Raw genomic sequence first — 16,275 nt, 5'->3', positions numbered from 1 at the left:
GAGGGTAGTCGGGTTGGTCGGCCGGTGGGAGGCGCGGAACCCGGGTATAGCCCTGATCCTCCCCCTAAGGTCTCTCGTCCCGCGCAGTCGCGATCCCCCACCCGCAAGAGCGGCCCAGGGCAGGGCGTCGCGCCGCTCGGACTCCGGCGCCCGCCGTCAGGTCTCCGGCGGTGAGAACACCACCAGCACCCGCAGGTCCTCGCTGATGTGATGAAAGCGATGCGGCACGCGGGCTGGGACGTACACCACACTGCCGCGCGCCACCTGCGTCGTCTCGTCACCGACGGTCAGTGAGCCGCGTCCGCTCATCACCACGTACATCTCGTCCTGCTGGTGCGGCTGCTGGGTGTCCACGGTGCCCTTGTCCAGGGCGTACAGACCCGCGGACATGTTTCGTTGGTGCAGGAAGCGGAGATACGCGCCGTCGTTCACGCTGCGCTCGGCCTCCAGCTCCTCCAGGCGGAAGGCCTTCACCTCTGCCCCTTCCCCACGGTGATCTGGAACGATCGAGTCATGCAGAACTTCCTCATCAAGACGCTCGCCAATGCCGGCGCCCTCGCCGTGGCGATCTGGCTGCTCGCCGACATCACGCTGACCGGGGATGACACGGGACGCAAGGCCATCACGCTGATTGTCGTCGCACTGATCTTCGGTGTCGTGAACTTCGTGGTCAAGCCGATCGTGAAGCTCTTCTCGCTACCCCTGTTGATTCTCACCCTGGGCCTGTTCACCCTGGTGATCAACGCCCTGATGCTGCTGCTCACCTCCTGGCTCGCGGACCAGTTCGACCTGAGCTTCCAGGTCGACGGCTTCGGTACGGCCCTGCTCGGTGGCCTGATCATCTCCATCGTGTCCTGGGCGCTGAACATGATCCTGCCCGATGACGACTGACCGCTCCCGCGGGCGGCCGTCGTCCGCTCGCCGGCACGGCACAGCCGCTCGCCGGCACGGTCACGCCAGCGCACACGGCCCCGCCCACAGCCCCGATCCGTCCGCCCGCACAGAAGGATCATGATGTCCGACAGCTGTCTCGTGTGCTTCGTCTGCACCGGCAACATCTGCCGCTCCCCGATGGCCGAGGTGGTCTTCCGGGCCCGGGTGCGGGCCGCCGGGCTGGCCGACCGGGTGCGCGTGGACAGCGCGGGCATCGGCGACTGGCATGTCGGCGACGAGGCCGACCCGCGTACGATCGCCACCCTGGCCGCGGCTGGTTACGAACAACGGCACAGCGCACGGCAGTTCACCGCGGACTGGTTCGCCGAGCGTGACCTCGTGATCGCCCTCGACCGGGGTCATCAGCGCGGCCTGCGCGCCATGGCACCGACCGCGCGGGAGGCGGCCAAGGTGCGGCTGCTGCGATCCTACGACCCGGCGGCTCGTGAGGACTTGGACGTGCCCGACCCGTACTACGGCGGCACCCGTGGCTTCGACACCTGTCTGGAGCTGGTGGAGGCGGCCATGCCCGGGCTGTTGACCGAGGTCGGCACGCTGCTGAACGGCCGAACGGCTCCGATCGGCTCGGGTGCCCCGGTCGGTCCGGGCGACGAGCCGCCGATCCCGGACGCCGGTACGGACCCGCCGACGCCCGGCTGAGGGGAGGACCGCCATGCACGCGCACCGGGACGAACAGCCCGGTGACTCGGTGGTGGCCCGGGTGGCCGCTCGGACCGGTTTCCCGGCCGGCCACACCAGCGCGCTCGGTGGCGGCTCGATCTGTCAGGCGTGGCGGGTCGAACGGGCCGCCGGTGCCCGGCACGGCAGCCAGTACGGCACCGTGTTCGCCAAGACGCTCCCGGACGCGCCCCCTGACTTCTTCGCAGCGGAGGCGGCCGGGCTGCGCCTGCTGGCGGAGACCGGCACGGTGGCCGTGCCCGAGGTGCTGGCCGCCGAACCGGACCTGCTGGTGCTGAACTGGATCGAGCCCGGCCCGCCCAGCGCCACCGGAGCTGAACGCCTCGGCCGTGATCTGGCCGCGCTGCACTCGACCCCCGCGCCCGGGTACGGCACTCCGGGCCGCCCGGCCTACCTGGGCCCGCTGCCCCTGACCTCGCCCGAGCGTCCGGTGACCGACCCCGGCCGGTGGCCGACGTACCACGCCGAGCATCGGCTGCTGCCGTTCCTGCGGCTCGCCTATGACCGGGGCGCCGTCGACGACACGGACCGGCGGGACGTGGAGCTGCTGTGCGCCCGCCTGGACGAGGTGGCGGGTCCGCCCCAGCCGCCTGCCGTCACGCACGGCGACCTCTGGTCCGGCAACGTCCTGTGGGCGGCGGACGGTCCGGCGCACCTGATCGATCCCGCGGCACAGGGCGGACATCCGGAAACGGATCTCGCGCTGCTGGAGCTGTTCGGCTGCCCGCGACTGCCGCGCGTGCTGGCGGCGTACGAGGAACTGCGGCCGGTGCCCGGGCGCGCTGCCCGGGTGCCGCTGCACCAACTACAGCATCTGCTGGTGCACGCGGCGTTGTTCGGCTCGGGCTACGGCACGCGGAGCGGGGCGGCGGCCCGAGCCGCCCTGTCCGGTCGTCCGTAGCGGGCCGTCGCCCCGTGCCGCTCATCCGGCGTGGGTGTCCGGGGTGGCGCGGTCCCGGCGTCCGGCGCGGTCCCGTTCGGCCAGGTCCGCTGGATCGGCTGGATCGGCCGGGACTGTCAGCCGAAGCGCCCGGTACGGCGCCGGGCTCCTCCGCCCACGGTCAGTCCGCCCCGCGGTCAGTCCGGTAGGTGCTCGGGACCGCCGTAGTTCGGGCCGTCGTAGTCCGGACTGGAGAAGTTCGGGCTGGCGAAGCGTGGCTTGGCCCTGATGTGGTCCGCCGGTTCCGGCTCCGCCGTCTCGGTGCCGTCGGCCGGGCTGGAGTAGTCGGGGTGCGAGTAGCCCAGCCGTGTCGTGCGCTGCGGCTCGTACGGGACGAGGTGGCCGGCGTCGAAGGTGTCCAGCGCCGCACGCGGATCGGTGACCGCTTCTCGTAGGAAGGGCAGGACGCCGCGCTCCAACAGGGCCTGCCGCCAGGTGTCCTGGGCCTCGCCGACCGCCGTGAGGAGTTCCGCGCGGGGGTCCGGGCCAAGTGGTGGGGAAGCCGGATCGGCGCCCGAGTTGCGTACGGCGGCGAGGAGCACCCCGGTCATGCCGGCCAGCGCGGTGGCGGCGGCCAGCACGGCGAAGGCCCAGCCGGCGGTGCGCAGCGCGGCTCCGAGGGACGGTTCGGGTGTGAGGAGCTGCAGGGAGTAGCCCACCAGCAGGAAGATGACGGCCGCCGCGCCCGCGAGCAGGGGCGCCAGCACCGAGACGACGGCCAGCACGCCGGCGCCGGCCGTGTCGCCGAGCCCGGCGCTCATCGCGCCCGCGAGACCGAGTTGGGCCGCCTTGTCGTGGTGCTGGGCCGCTCCTCCTGACGAGGGCGATGAGGTTGACGGGGACGGTGAGCCTCGTGGAGCTGGCGGGGTCGCTGTCTCGGTCGGTGTGGCCGGGCCAGCGGCCTCCGTGCCCGCTTCGACGGGGCTGGCTTGTTCGGCGGCGTCGAGGTCGCGCAGCTCCTGACGCAGCGCCACGTAGTCGTGGTACTCGGCGGCGGCGCAGGCGGCGATGGGGACGGCGGCGGCCAACGCCATGCTCCGCAGCCGCTCGTGGTCGAGCTGCTGCGGCCCCTGCACCGTCAGTTCGGGACGGCGGTCCGCGGTATGCAGCACATCGTCGAGAACTCGCTCGAACTCGGGCTGGTCCTCCACCAGTAGGTGCGGAGCGCTGTTCATGACATCCCCCGATGCTCCGTCGGGCCGTAGGGCCGCGCTGACGGTTGTCGACTGCGAAAACGGAGGGGAACTCGCTACGGCAGGACCGATGGTAGAGCGCCCCGGTGGGAGGTGACAGGAGTTTGCGAAATTACTGCCGCACCGGGCGCGTTCGGCCGGACCCCTCTGATCTACGTTTGCCCAGTTGCCGGCTTTCCAGCCAGGGGGAGCTGGGTCACCAGTAGCTTTCCGGCCATCGTCACGCCGCCGTCCATCGCGATCGCGAGCCCGTCGGCGTACACGTGTGGCTCGGTGACCGTGGGCGCGCCGGACTCGTCCTCGCTGCCCACCTCGTCCAGCAGATACGGAATCGGGCTGTGGCCGTGGACGATGCGCTCGCCGCCGAAGATGTCCAGGAGCTCGCGGGCGGCGGTGGCGCCGGCTCCCTCGTCACGGAAGGCGAAGCGCTTGGTGAACTTCCGGAAGAGGTCCCAGGTCTCGTCCGCGTCGTTGCGTCGCAGTGCTTCGGTCACGGCGTCGTTGACGGACTCCACGGTGTCGCCGTAGTCCAGATAGCAGGTGGCGTCCGAGTGCACCAGCAGGTGGTTGTCGGCGACGGCCATCGCGTCCAGCCGGGACATCCACTGGACGTGGTGTTCCTGTAGCCGCTCCATGTCCGTGCGCTGGCCGCCGTTCAGCAGCCAGGCCGCCTGGAAGGAGGCGGTGCCGGCGCCGGAGTTCACGGGCGTCTCCCCGAAACGCTTGGCGCCGATGAGCAGGAGTTCGTGGTTTCCCATCAGGGCTTTGCAGTATCCGCCGGCGGCCGCGGCCTCCGCCGACAGGTGCATCACCAGCTCGATGACGCCGATGCCGTCGGGGCCACGGTCGGTGAAGTCGCCGAGGAACCACAGCCGGGCGTTGCCGGCGATCCAGTGGTTGTCGGCGTCGATGAGTTGCGCGGAACGGAGCGCGGCGCACAGTTGGTCGAGGTAGCCGTGCACGTCACCGACCACGAAGAGCGGGCCCTCGCCCGGGGCGCCGGGGGAGGGTTCGGCGGCCGGTGCCGGGGTGTCGACGAGCGTGCGCTCGTAGTCGGTGGAGTTCTGGCCCAACACCGGGAGGTCCCGCTTGGTGGGGGTGTATCCGGCTGGTTCCGGCGGTTCGGGAGCGGGCAGCGGTTCGGGGCCGGGGGCGACCGTGCTCCGCTGTGGCGGGGACGTTGACCACGCCGGAAGCTGCCCGCCGGGAGCCTCGGCCGGATCTCCGGCGACAGGACTGGTCGGGACCTGGTGAGTTGCTGGCGCCCCGGGGCGGGTCGGGCCGGCGTGACGTGCTGGTCCTGCTGGTCCTGTCTGCCGGGGTGTCGCCGCCGGCCCCGGGGGTGGACTCGGCGTGTGGCTCGGTGCGTCGGCCGATCCCGGTGGCTCGGCCTGCCGAGGCTGGTACGGGCGGGGGCGGGGGTCGCTCGTGGAGGCGTTCGCCGCTTCGGGCAGCGGTCCACTGCCCGGTGTGGCTCTCGCTGGCGGGTCCGCCGGACGCCGGGCCGGGGGCTCCGGCCGCGAGTTCGGGGCGTGCGCGGGTGCGGTCTGGTGCGCGGGTGCGGAGTGCCTGTCGCCAGGGTCACTGGCGCGGCCGTACTCGCCGAGCGGCTCGCCCGCCTGCCGGCGGCTCCCCGGACTGCCCCCGTCCCGGTCGCCACGTCCGCTGGCCGGGCGGTGGTGGTACGCGCCGTTCTCGCCGCGGCCCTGCTGGGCGGGTTCGGGCGACCCGGCGTGATACGCGGCGTCCACGCCACGGTTCCCTTCGTCGGGTCCCTGACCGGCCCCCTGAGTCATAGACCCCTCCACCATCTTGCGTTGCCGTGCACCTGCCGGACGCTGCCCTGGTCGGGAGGCGGACCGGTGTCGTCACCCATCATAGGAACGCTGAACCGGCCTTGTGACGCACCTGGGGGATGGCAATTGGCCAGTGTGCCGGACGCTCTGGTCATTCCTCCCGTTTTCGTCCGTTACCAGAACAGCCACCGCGCGACCGCGGAGCGCGTCGGCTGTCCGCGTCCCCGCTGATTCCCCGTGATTCCCGCTGATTCGCGCTGAACGGTCTCCGGCGGAACGCCTGCGGGCCTCTGGCTGCCTCCTGCCCGGCCTCGTACGCCACCGCCGCCCGTCACTCGTCGGCGCGGGGCGAGCGCGGCGGGCTGACGGTGGTGCGTGCCGGGCGTCGCTGCGAACTCGTACGCACGATCAGGTCGGTGGGCATCACCTGCTCGACCGGACCGCCGCGTCCGGTGCCTTCGATGGCGTTGATGAGCAGGTCGATGACCGTGTTGCCGATCCGCCCGGGCTTCAGGGACAGCGTCGTGATGGGCGGTTCCGTGCTGGCGTACACGGTGGACTCGCTGCAACAGACGAGCAGGAGATCGTCCGGGACGCGAAGCCCGTAGCGGCGGGCGGCGGCGAGGAGGTCGGTGCCGTTCGGGTCGAACAGGCCGTAGACCGCGTCGGGTCGGTCAGGACGCGCCAGCAGCCGGTCGGCGGCGACCGCGCCGGCGCACGGGTCGTGCGCGGGATAGCTCTCGACGACCGGGTCCTGGCCGACGCGTTCACACCAGTCGAGGTAGGCGGTGGTGGACAACCGGGTGTAGGTGTCGGTGCTCGTGCCGGTCAGCAGCCCGATACGGCGGGCCCCGGATTCGGCGAAGTGGTCGAGCAGCCCGCACACGGCCGCCTCGTGGTCGTTGTCGACCCAGGCCGTGACCGGGAGCGAGCCGGCCGGCCTACCGTCGGAGACCACCGGGATACCGGAGCGCATGAGTTCGGTGACGACGGGATCCTGGTCGGAGGGGTCGATCACCACGGTGCCGTCCAGTGCGACGTTCGACCAGATGTCGAAGGCGCTGTGTCGCGAGGTCGCGGGCAGGATGACCAGCGCGTAACCGCGGTCCAGCGCCGCCGAGGTGGCAGCCCGTGCCATCTCCGCGAAGTAGGCGAACTCCGTGAAGGTGAACGGCTCCTCGCCGTAGGTCGTGACGGTCAGGCCGATCAGCCCGGACTTGCCAGTGCGCAGCGTACGAGCGGCGGCTGAGGGGCGGTAGCCCAGTCGCTCCGCGACGGCCCGCACATGGCTACGGGTGGCGTCGGGCAGTCTGCCCTTGCCGTTGAGCGCGTCGGAGACGGTGGTGATGGAGACTCCTGCGGCGGCGGCCACATCCCGGATGCCGGCTCGTGCGCCCACACGACTTCTCGGGTGGGTACCGGCGCTCGGTTGGCTCACCTGATGCTTACCTGCTGCTGTCATGGCGACCCGATCGTAGGCCCGCAGTGGTGTGTTCGCGGGGAGTTACTAGCAAAGAGGGGGAGGCACGATTCTGCATGATGTGCATGCCCGAACAGCCTTGGAATTTCTGCCAGTTGTCCTATTGGCTGAGCGGATTCTCCCAGATCCGAGCGGTTGCACCCGCAGAATCAGCCAGTCGGGGAACGCTCTTCAACTCACCTTCACGAGCGATGCGCGCCACCGCGCTCGCCACCCGCGCACGCGCATTCCGCACCGCGCGCCCGTGGGCGCGTGAATCCTCATAAGGTGTGCAGTATTCGACGACAAGGAGGCCGCCAAATGTCCGAGAACATCCCGAAACTGCGTGCCGCGCTGGAGGGCATGCCCGCCTACAAGCCCGGCAAGCGGGATGCCGCCGGAGGCCCGGTGTCGTACAAGCTCTCCTCAAACGAGAACCCCTATCCGCCGTTGCCCGGCGTGCTGGAGGCAGTCGGCGAGGCGGCGGGTGCGATGAACCGCTACCCGGACATGGCGTGCTCCGGTCTGCTGGACGAACTGGCCCTGCGCTTCGACGTGCCGGTGGAACGGCTGGCCACCGGCACCGGTTCGGTGGGGGTGGCCCAGCAGTTGTTGCAGGCCACATCCGGTCCGGGGGACGAGGTGATCTACGCGTGGCGGTCCTTCGAGGCATACCCGATCATCACCCAGATCTCCGGAGCCACTCCGGTCCAGGTGCCGCTGACCCCGGATGAGGAACACGACCTGGACGCGATGGCTGACGCCATCACTGAGCGGACCCGGCTGATTTTCGTCTGCAATCCGAACAATCCGACCGGTGTGGCCATCCCAGCAGCCGACCTGGAGCGTTTCCTGGACCGGGTGCCACGTGACGTCCTGGTGGTGCTCGACGAGGCGTACCGGGAGTTCGTACGGGACGAGCGAGTGGTGGACGGGTTGGAGGTGTATCGGGATCGCCCCAACGTCTGCGTCCTGCGTACGTTCTCGAAGGCGTACGGTCTCGCCGGGCTCCGGGTCGGCTTCGCTGTCGCGCACGAACCGGTCGCGGCGGCGCTGCGGAAGACCGCGGTTCCCTTCGGTGTGAGCCAGCTGGCGCAGGACGCCGCGGTCGCGTCACTCCGCAGCGAGGACGCGCTGCTGGAGCGGGTGGAGGCCCTGGTCGGGGAGCGGAGCCGGGTCGCGGACGAGCTGCGTGCCCAGGGCTGGACGGTGCCGCCGACTGAGGCGAACTTCGTCTGGCTGCGGCTCGGCGAGCGTACGGACGACTTCGCGATGGCCTGCGAGCGGGCGGGCGTGGTCGTACGACCGTTCGCGGGCGAAGGGGCCAGGGTGTCGATCGGGGAGGTCGAGGCGAACGACCTGTTCCTGCGCGCGGCCGAGGTATTCCGCAAGACGATGTGACGTCCGGCCGGCGGGCCCGGGGCACGTGTGCTGCCCCGGGCCCGCTCGCGCGTCTTGAGCCGCGCCCCTCGGGCGGGGTCCAGGAGCTGTGATCCCGGGGCCCGACTCGCGAGCGTCGAAGGTCCGCCTCCTACCCGGCGGTGACCGTGTGGGTTGGCTGGCCTTCCGGAGTCCGACCCCTCTGGGAAGTGCGATGAGGCTATGGGTCATAATGTCTTGTGAATGTGAACTCATTCACAAGCTTGGGCGTGCTTGCCCATGGCGACCGTCTGGAGACAGCGACGTGGATCTCGCACTGGCGCCGGAGACCCTGGCTCGATGGCAGTTCGGCATCACGACCGTCTACCACTTCCTGTTCGTCCCGCTCACGATCTCGCTTGCCGCGCTGACCGCCGGACTGCAGACCGCGTGGGTGCGTACGGGCAAGGAGAAGTACCTCAGGGCCACGAAGTTCTGGGGAAAACTCTTCCTGATCAACATCGCGTTGGGTGTCGTCACCGGCATCGTGCAGGAGTTCCAGTTCGGCATGAACTGGTCGGACTACTCGCGTTTCGTCGGTGACGTCTTCGGTGCCCCCCTGGCCTTCGAGGCACTGATCGCGTTCTTCTTCGAGTCGACCTTCATCGGTCTGTGGATCTTCGGTTGGGATCGACTCCCCCAGAAGATCCACCTCGCGTGCATCTGGACGGTCGCGGTCGGCACCGTGCTGTCGGCGTACTTCATCCTGGCCGCCAACTCCTGGATGCAGCACCCCGTCGGCTACCACATCAATGAGGAGACCGGACGAGCCGAGCTGAACGACTTCTGGGCCGTGCTCACCCAGGACACGGCCCTGGTCGTGGTGTTCCACACGCTCACCGCCGCGTTCGTGGCCGGCGGAGCCTTCATGGTCGGGATCTCCGCCTATCACCTGATGCGCGGGAAGCATGTGGAGGTCATGCGCACCTCGCTGCGGCTGGGACTCGTCACGCTGGTCGCCGCCGGCGTCCTCACCGCCGTCAGCGGCGACCAACTGTCCAAGGTGATGTTCCAGCAGCAGCCCATGAAGATGGCCGCCGCCGAGGCGCTGTGGGAGTCCGAAGCACCCGCGCCCTTCTCGCTCTTCGCCTACGGGGACGTCGACGAGGGGCACAACACGGTGGCCGTGGAGATACCCGGACTGCTCTCCTTCCTGGCGGAGAGCGACTTCTCCTCGGAGGTGCCGGGCGTCAACGACCTCAACGAGCAGAGCCAGCAGCGGTACGGCCCGGGCGATTACCGCCCCAACATCCCCGTCGCCTACTGGGGCTTCCGCATGATGATCGGCTTCGGCATGGCCTCGGTGGCCGTCGGCGCCCTCGGGCTCTGGCTGACCCGGCGGAAGCGCTTGCTCGCATCCCGCCTGCGTACGGGCGCGGACGAGGTCCCGCATCTCGCGCTCACCAGGAACCGCGCCCTGGGCCCCACGCTGAGCCGCTGGTACTGGCGGGTCGCCGTGCTGACGCTCGGCTTCCCCCTCATCGCCAGCTCCTGGGGCTGGATCTTCACGGAGATGGGCCGCCAACCGTGGGTCGTCTACGGGGTGCTGCGCACCCGGGACGCCGTCTCCCCGAGCGTCTCCCAGGCCGAGGTGCTGATCTCCATGTCGGTCTTCACCCTGCTGTACGCCGTGCTCGCCGTCATCGAGGTGCGCCTGCTGGCCAAATACGTGAAGGCCGGACCGCCGGAACTCACCGAGGCGGATCGCAACCCGCCCACCCGGATCGGTGGTGGCCCCGGAGCCCGTTCCGGCGGTGGGCCCGGTGGTACGGGCTCCGGCGACCCGGGCGACCCCGGCACGGACGAGTCCGAGGACGCCGACCGGCCGATGGTCTTCTCCTACTGACCCACCAGCCGTAGTCGCCCAGCCGGTGCCCAGGCAGGACGCCGGCCCACCCGCCCTAGTGAAAGAGGCGTGATGGAACTCCACGACCTGTGGTTCGTGCTCATAGCCGTGTTGTGGACCGGCTACTTCTTCCTGGAGGGCTTCGACTTCGGGGTCGGCGTCCTCACCAAGGTGCTCGCCCGGAACCGCCCCGAGCGACGGGTCCTGATCAACACCATCGGCCCGGTATGGGATGGCAACGAGGTCTGGCTGCTCAGCGCCGCCGGCGCCACCTTCGCCGCCTTCCCCGACTGGTACGCCACCCTCTTCTCCGGCTTCTACCTGCCGCTGTTGCTGGTGCTGGGCTGCCTCATCGTGCGGGGGGTCGCCTTCGAGTACCGCGCCAAGCGGACGGAGGAGCGTTGGCAGCGCAACTGGGAGCACGCGATCTTCTGGTGCTCGCTGCTGCCCGCCTTCCTGTGGGGCGTCGCCTTCGGCAACATGGTCCGCGGCGTGGACATCGGCCCGGACAAGGAGTACGCGGGCACCCTTCTGGACCTGCTCAACCCCTACGCGCTGTTGGGCGGGCTGGTCACGCTCACCCTCTTCACCTTCCACGGAGCGGTGTTCACGGCGCTCAAGACGGTCGGAGAGATTCGCGTACGCGCTCGTCGGCTGGCCACCGTGCTCGGTTGTCTCGGCACGGTCGTCGTCCTGGGCTTCCTCAGCTGGACCCAGGTTGAACGGGGCGACGCCGCGAGCGTCCCGGCCATGGCCGTGGCCGTGCTCGGCTTGGTCGTCGCGGTGGTGGCCAATGTCCGGGGCAGGGAGGGCTGGTCGTTCGCCTTGTCGGGCGTCGCCATCGTGGCGCTCACCGCGATGCTTTTCCTGGCGCTGTTCCCCGAGGTCATGCCCTCCAGGCTGGACCCGGACTGGAGCCTCACGGTGCGCAACGCGTCCTCCAGCCCGTACACGCTGGAGATCATGACCTGGTGCGCGGGGATCGCGGCGCCGCTGGTGATGCTCTACCAGGGCTGGACCTACTGGGTCTTCCGGAAACGCATCGGTACACAGCACATCGCCGAGAGTCACTGAGGGTAGTTTCACGTGAAACCCGTCGATCCCCGATTGCTCCGATACGCGCGCGCCACCCGTCGTTTCCTGCTGGCCAGCGTGGCGCTTGGGCTGATCAGGGCCGTCTTGCTGATCGCGCAGGCGATGCTGATCGCCCAGCTGGTGGTCGCGGCCATTCAGGAGGGCGCGGGGGTGGCCGAACTCCTCCAGCCCCTCCTGCTGTTGGCAGCGGTATCGCTCGGGCGGGCGCTCGTCGGATGGCTCACCGAACTCGCCGCGCATCGGACGAGCGCCGCGGTCAAGTCCGAGCTGCGGCTTCGGCTGCTCACCCACGCGACGACGCTCGGCCCGGGCTGGCTGAGCGAACAGCGCAGTGGCGAGCTGACCGCGCTCGCCACCCGGGGCGTCGACGCGCTGGACGACTACTTCGCGCGGTACCTGCCCCAACTCGGCCTGGCCGTCGTGGTTCCCACGGTGCTTCTCGGCCGTATCCTCTGGTCCGACTGGATCGCCGCGCTGACCATCGCGGCCACCCTGCCGCTGATCCCGATCTTCATGATCCTGATCGGTTGGGCGACTCGGGCCCGTATGGACCGCCAGTGGCGGCTGCTCACCCGACTGTCCGGACACTTCCTCGACGTGGTGGCCGGTCTGCCCACGCTCAAGGTGTTCGGACGAGCGAAGGCGCAGGCGGAGAACATCCGGGCCATCACCGCCGACTACCGACGCGCCACCTTGCGCACCCTGCGGGTCGCGTTCCTGTCCTCGTTCGCCCTGGAACTCCTCGCCAGCATCTCCGTCGCGTTGGTGGCGGTCGGTATCGGGATGCGCCTGGTCTACGGCGAACTCGATCTGTACACCGGGCTGATCGTCCTCGTGCTCGCCCCGGAGGCGTATCTCCCGCTGCGCCAGGTCGGCGCGCAGTACCACGCCGCGGCCGAGGGGCTGGCCGCTGCTGAGCAGGCGTTCGCGGTGTTGGAGACCCCCTCGCCGGAGGTCGGTGACCGGCCGGTGCCGGCGGCACGTACGGCGAGCATCACGTTGGACGGCGCTGAGGTGTGGCACCCGGGACGCCACCACCCCTCGTTGCCCCGCACCGACCTGACCGTCGCGGCGGGCGAGACGGTCGCTCTGGTCGGTCCGTCCGGAGCGGGCAAGAGCACCCTGCTCAATCTGGTGCTCGGCTTCGCCCGACCGGAGACCGGACGGGTACGCGTCGGCGGTGTCGATCTGGCCGAGCTGACGCTGTCCGACTGGCACGCGCAGATCGCCTGGGTCCCGCAGCAGCCGCACCTCTTCGCTGGGACGCTCGCGGAGAACGTACGCCTCGCTCGCCCCGACGCGGACACGCCGAGCGTGGTCGAGGCGTTGCGCGAGGCCGGCGCGGCGGATCTGGACCCCGACACCGTCCTCGGGGAGGGCGGAACCGGTCTCTCCGCGGGGCAGCGGCAGCGCGTCGCGCTGGCCCGCGCCTTCCTGGCGGACCGACCGATCCTGCTGCTGGACGAGCCGACGGCTGCGCTGGACGGTGAGACGGAGTCCACCGTGGTGGCGGCCGTACGGCGGATCGCCGCCGGTCGTACGGTGCTGCTGGTCGCTCACCGACCGGCCCTGGCGCAGCTCGCCGACCGGGTGGTGACGCTGCGCGGCGCCGAACCTGACGGGCCATGGCGGACGGCAGGCGTCCGCCCGGCCGTGGCGCTCGGACCGAACGCCCAAGAGGCTTCCCCACGTCGGGAGGAGCCCGACGGCCCGTACGGCCCGCACGACCCGCACGACCGAGCTCGTTCCCGCCGTCGTGGCGCGCCTGCCGATCCGGAGCCCGCTGGTTCCGGGTCGGACAGCGTGCGCCCGGTCGGTACGGAGTCCGTCCGGGCACGGGAACCGGGGCCACTGGCACGGGTACGGCGCACCGCGCGGCCGCTGGCCGGCCGGTTCGGACTCGCGCTGCTCCTCGGGGCCCTCTCGCTGGCCAGCGCCGTCGGTCTGCTGGCCTCCTCCGGTTGGCTGATCGCCCGAGCCGCCGAACAGCCGCCAGTGCTCTACCTGATGGTCGCCGTCACGGCCACCCGCGCGTTCGGCGTTGGGCGGGCCGCCTTCCGCTACGCCGAGCGGCTGGTCTCGCACGATGCCGTCCTCCGGGTGCTGGCGGATCTGCGGGTCGCCGTCTACCGGCGGCTGGAGCGCCTGGCTCCGGCCGGACTGGGGCGTGCGCGTCGGGCCGACCTGCTCTCCCGTCTCGTCGCGGATGTGGACGCCCTGCAGGACTACTTCCTGCGCTGGCTGCTGCCGGTCGGGACCGCCGGCGTGGTCTGCGTCGCCTCGATCGTCTTCGCCCTCGTGTGGTCCCCGGTCGCCGCCGGCATGCTCGCCCTCGGTCTCGCGCTGGCCGGGATCGGCGTCCCCGCGCTCACCGCCGGTCTCTCCCGGCGGACCGAACGACTGCTCGCGCCGGCCCAAGCCGCGCTGGCCACCCGTACGTTGGACGTGCTCACCGGTACCGCCGAACTCACCGTGGCGGGCGCTCTCGGAGGCCGCCGGGCGGCGGCGCGGGATGCCGACACCCGGCTCACCCGGATCGCCTCGCGCAGCGCCAGTCGTACGGCCCTCGGCACCGGACTCGTCGAGCTGCTCACCGGCCTCACCGTCGTCGCCGTTGCCTGGGGTGGGATACGGGCGGTGAACGCGGGGGAGTTGGCGGGGGTGTGGCTGGCCGCGCTGGTGCTGCTGCCGCTCGGGGCCTTCGAGGCGGTGTCCGGGCTGCCGCTCGCCGTACAGCACCGGCAACGCAGCCGGCGGGCCGCCGAGCGGGTGCAGGAACTGCTGGACGCGCCAGCGCCGGTACGCGAGCCGACCGGCGCTGGTGGGAAGGCTACCGGCGGGATCGATGGCGTGGGCGGGACCGGTGACCCGAGCGGCGTGGGCGGGACCCGTGCGGCGGAGGCCGGCAGCGGCGCGGCGGGGCTGTCGCTGCGCGGTGTCACGGCGCGCTACCCGGGTCAGCGGCGGCCCGCGCTGCGTGATCTCGATCTCGAGCTGACCCCCGGCCGACGGGTGGCTGTCGTGGGAGCCTCCGGCTCCGGGAAGTCCACCGTGGCGCAGGTGCTGCTGCGCTTCCTGGACGTGGAGCGGGGCACGTACGAGTTGAGCGGCGCGGACGACCCGACCGCGACGGGCGTCCCGCCCGGCGGCTCGGTGGCGACGGGTGACTCGGCTGGGCCGGGGGCTGGTAGTTCCGTCGACGCCACGTCCGTGGACGGGGACTTCGTGCGTCGCCGGGTCGGGTTGTGCGCCCAGGACGCGCACATCTTCGACAGTTCGTTGCGAGAGAACCTGCGTCTGGCCCGTACGTCCGCCGACGACGCGCGGTTGTACCGGGCTCTCGCCGCCGCCAGCCTGGACGGCTGGGTGGCCACGCTGCCGGATGGCCTGGACACCATGGTCGGCGAGCACGGGGCGCGACTCTCCGGCGGGCAGCGGCAGCGGCTCGCGCTCGCGCGGGCGCTGCTGGCCGAGTTCCCGGTGCTGGTGCTCGACGAGCCCGTGGAGCACCTGGACCTGCCCACCGCGGACGCGCTGACCGCCGACCTGTTGGAGGTCACGAGGGGACGTACGACGCTGTTGATCACTCACCGGCTGTACGGCCTAGAGGCCGTGGACGAGGTGATCGTGCTGGCCGAGGGGCAGGTCGTGGAGCGTGGCACACACGCGGAACTCGCCGCCGCCGACGGCTACTTCCGACGGCTGCTGGAGCGGGAGCGGGTGACGGCGGCGGGCGGCTGGCGTACCGATGTCGGGACTACCGGGAGTGCCGGGAGTGCCGGGAGTGCGGGGATTACCGGGAGTGGTGTGGAGAGCGCGAGTGGCGGGGAGACCGCGACAGCTGGAGGCGCCGTGGACGAGCCCGCGGATCGGGTTGACGGCGACGGCGACGGCGACATCGGCGGCGGGCCGCCGGACCGCCGGGTCGTCAGTCGTCGGAGCTGAGCAACCGCTCAATCACCGCGGCCACGCCGTCCTCGCCGTTCGTCGACGTGCGGTGGGTCGTGGCGGCCAGCACGGCGGGATGCGCGTTGGCCATGGCGTACGACGTGCCCGCCCAGGTGAGCATCTCCAGGTCGTTGGGCATGTCGCCGAAAGCCACGACCTCCTCGGGTGCGATGCCGCGCTCCGCACAGCACTGGGCCAGGGTGCTGGCCTTGCTGACCCCACCGCCGCTGATCTCCAGCAGTGCGGAGGGGCTGGAACGGGTGAACTCGGCGTGCCCGCCCGCGTGCGTACGCCCCAGGGTGAGGAAGTCGTCCGGGTCCAGGTCCTGGTGGTGGGCCAGGACCTTCAGCACGGGGTGTGCCGGCCCGTCCTGCACCCCGGAGTCAGCTCCGACGGCGCCCCGCGCCCTGGGCTCGTCGTACGGCGCGGCGTCCTCGTCCGCCTCGGGGACGTCCATAGTGAGCAGCTTCTCGGCCGGGGCCGTCAGCGCACCGGGGTCGAGCGGGAACGCCGGGTAACCGGGCTCGTAGTAGATGCCGCTGGTCCGCTCGACCGCGAAGGTCACGCCGGGCGCCGCCTCGCGCAGAGCGTCCACCACCGCGAGCCCGTTGTCCCGCTCCAGCGCGCGCACCCGTACGAGTCGCCCGCCACGGTGCAGATCGACGACTGCCGCGCCGTTGGCGCAGATCGCCAGCCCGTGGCCGTGTACGTGGTCGCTGACGACGCCCATCCAGCGGGCCGGGCGGCCGGTGACGAAGAAGACCTGGACGCCCGCGGCCTCGGCGGCTGCCAGCGCGGCGACCGTGCGGTCGGAGACGGTCTTGTCGTCCCGCAGGAGCGTGCCGTCCAGGTCCGTGGCGATCAGCCGAGGGCGAGGGCCGGGGCGGGCTCCGGCATCTGAGGGGCGTACGAGAGGGTCAGTCACGCCCCTATCTTCCCGTATTTCC

12 protein-coding genes are annotated in these 16,275 nt (G+C 71.1%); 7 read left to right on the top strand and 5 right to left on the bottom strand.

All coding sequences use genetic code 11. The features are described from left to right. Nucleotides 1-156: 156 nt before the first annotated feature. Nucleotides 157-474 (bottom strand): cupin domain-containing protein, encoded by a 318-nt coding sequence (locus AN216_RS22035; RefSeq protein ID WP_070198454.1) that lies wholly within the window; start codon nt 472-474, stop codon nt 157-159. A 39-nt stretch (nt 475-513) separates the two neighbouring features. On the opposite strand from AN216_RS22035, the gene AN216_RS22030 reads away from it, so the two are divergent. The 3 genes from AN216_RS22030 (at nt 514) to AN216_RS22020 (ending at nt 2,533) form a co-directional block, all read left to right on the top strand. After that, entirely contained in the window at nt 514-891 is a 378-nt protein-coding gene (locus AN216_RS22030) for a phage holin family protein (RefSeq protein ID WP_070198453.1), read from the top strand. Nucleotides 892-1,014: 123 nt separating this feature from the next. Continuing rightward, the gene (locus AN216_RS22025; RefSeq protein WP_070198452.1) at nt 1,015-1,593 is read left to right on the top strand and encodes a low molecular weight protein-tyrosine-phosphatase; all 579 of its coding nucleotides are present in this window, start codon (nt 1,015-1,017) and stop codon (nt 1,591-1,593) included. A gap of 13 nt (nt 1,594-1,606) precedes the next feature. Then, the gene (locus AN216_RS22020) at nt 1,607-2,533 is read left to right on the top strand and encodes a fructosamine kinase family protein (protein ID WP_079166841.1); all 927 of its coding nucleotides are present in this window, start codon (nt 1,607-1,609) and stop codon (nt 2,531-2,533) included. Between the two features lie 176 nt (nt 2,534-2,709). On the opposite strand, the gene AN216_RS22015 is transcribed toward AN216_RS22020, so the two are convergent. From AN216_RS22015 to AN216_RS22005, 3 genes are all read right to left on the bottom strand, one after another. Further along, nucleotides 2,710-3,747: a hypothetical protein gene (locus AN216_RS22015; protein WP_070198451.1), complete on the bottom strand. Its 1,038-nt coding sequence runs from the start codon at nt 3,745-3,747 to the stop codon at nt 2,710-2,712. 170 nt (nt 3,748-3,917) lie between these two features. Continuing rightward, the gene (locus AN216_RS27440) at nt 3,918-5,219 is read right to left on the bottom strand and encodes a metallophosphoesterase (protein ID WP_244502593.1); all 1,302 of its coding nucleotides are present in this window, start codon (nt 5,217-5,219) and stop codon (nt 3,918-3,920) included. 673 nt (nt 5,220-5,892) lie between these two features. After that, entirely contained in the window at nt 5,893-7,023 is a 1,131-nt protein-coding gene (locus AN216_RS22005; RefSeq protein ID WP_070198450.1) for a LacI family DNA-binding transcriptional regulator, read from the bottom strand. Nucleotides 7,024-7,341: 318 nt separating this feature from the next. Between AN216_RS22005 and hisC the strand changes: the two genes are divergently transcribed. The 4 genes from hisC to cydD all read left to right on the top strand — a co-directional run bounded on the left by hisC (nt 7,342) and on the right by cydD (nt 15,325). Beyond that, nucleotides 7,342-8,421 (top strand): histidinol-phosphate transaminase, encoded by a 1,080-nt coding sequence (gene hisC, locus AN216_RS22000; protein ID WP_070198449.1) that lies wholly within the window; start codon nt 7,342-7,344, stop codon nt 8,419-8,421. A gap of 283 nt (nt 8,422-8,704) precedes the next feature. After that, a complete protein-coding gene (locus tag AN216_RS21995) occupies nt 8,705-10,285 on the top strand; it encodes a cytochrome ubiquinol oxidase subunit I (protein WP_079166839.1) in 1,581 nt (526 codons plus the stop codon). A gap of 72 nt (nt 10,286-10,357) precedes the next feature. Then, complete coding sequence (cydB, locus tag AN216_RS21990; RefSeq protein WP_070198448.1) at nt 10,358-11,359, top strand: cytochrome d ubiquinol oxidase subunit II; 1,002 nt, start codon at nt 10,358-10,360, stop codon at nt 11,357-11,359. A gap of 12 nt (nt 11,360-11,371) precedes the next feature. Further along, entirely contained in the window at nt 11,372-15,325 is a 3,954-nt protein-coding gene (cydD, locus tag AN216_RS21985) for a thiol reductant ABC exporter subunit CydD (protein ID WP_079166838.1), read from the top strand. Here cydD and AN216_RS21980 read toward each other — a convergent pair. Next, on the bottom strand, nt 15,309-16,253 hold the full coding sequence (locus AN216_RS21980; RefSeq protein ID WP_070198446.1) for an HAD hydrolase family protein: 945 nt from the start codon (nt 16,251-16,253) through the stop codon (nt 15,309-15,311). The genes cydD and AN216_RS21980 overlap by 17 nt on opposite strands. Nucleotides 16,254-16,275: the final 22 nt, after the last annotated feature.

This window comes from Streptomyces oceani, from assembly GCF_001751245.1.
Classification (GTDB): Bacteria; Actinomycetota; Actinomycetes; order Streptomycetales; family Streptomycetaceae; genus Streptomyces; species Streptomyces oceani.
The sequence above is the reverse complement of the archived record's forward strand: the minus strand, read 5'-3'. Positions and strand labels throughout refer to the sequence as shown.

Excerpts from the sequence above, each read along its gene's own strand:
- AN216_RS22030 (WP_070198453.1), top strand. The coding sequence starts at position 514 with ATGCAGAACTTCCTCATCAAGACGCTCGCCAATGCCGGCGCCCTCGCC.
- cydB (WP_070198448.1), top strand. The coding sequence starts at position 10,358 with ATGGAACTCCACGACCTGTGGTTCGTGCTCATAGCCGTGTTGTGGACC.
- hisC (WP_070198449.1), top strand. The coding sequence starts at position 7,342 with ATGTCCGAGAACATCCCGAAACTGCGTGCCGCGCTGGAGGGCATGCCC.
- AN216_RS22015 (WP_070198451.1), bottom strand. The coding sequence starts at position 3,747 with ATGAACAGCGCTCCGCACCTACTGGTGGAGGACCAGCCCGAGTTCGAG.
- AN216_RS22025 (WP_070198452.1), top strand. The coding sequence starts at position 1,015 with ATGTCCGACAGCTGTCTCGTGTGCTTCGTCTGCACCGGCAACATCTGC.
- AN216_RS22005 (WP_070198450.1), bottom strand. The coding sequence starts at position 7,023 with ATGACAGCAGCAGGTAAGCATCAGGTGAGCCAACCGAGCGCCGGTACC.
- AN216_RS22020 (WP_079166841.1), top strand. The coding sequence starts at position 1,607 with ATGCACGCGCACCGGGACGAACAGCCCGGTGACTCGGTGGTGGCCCGG.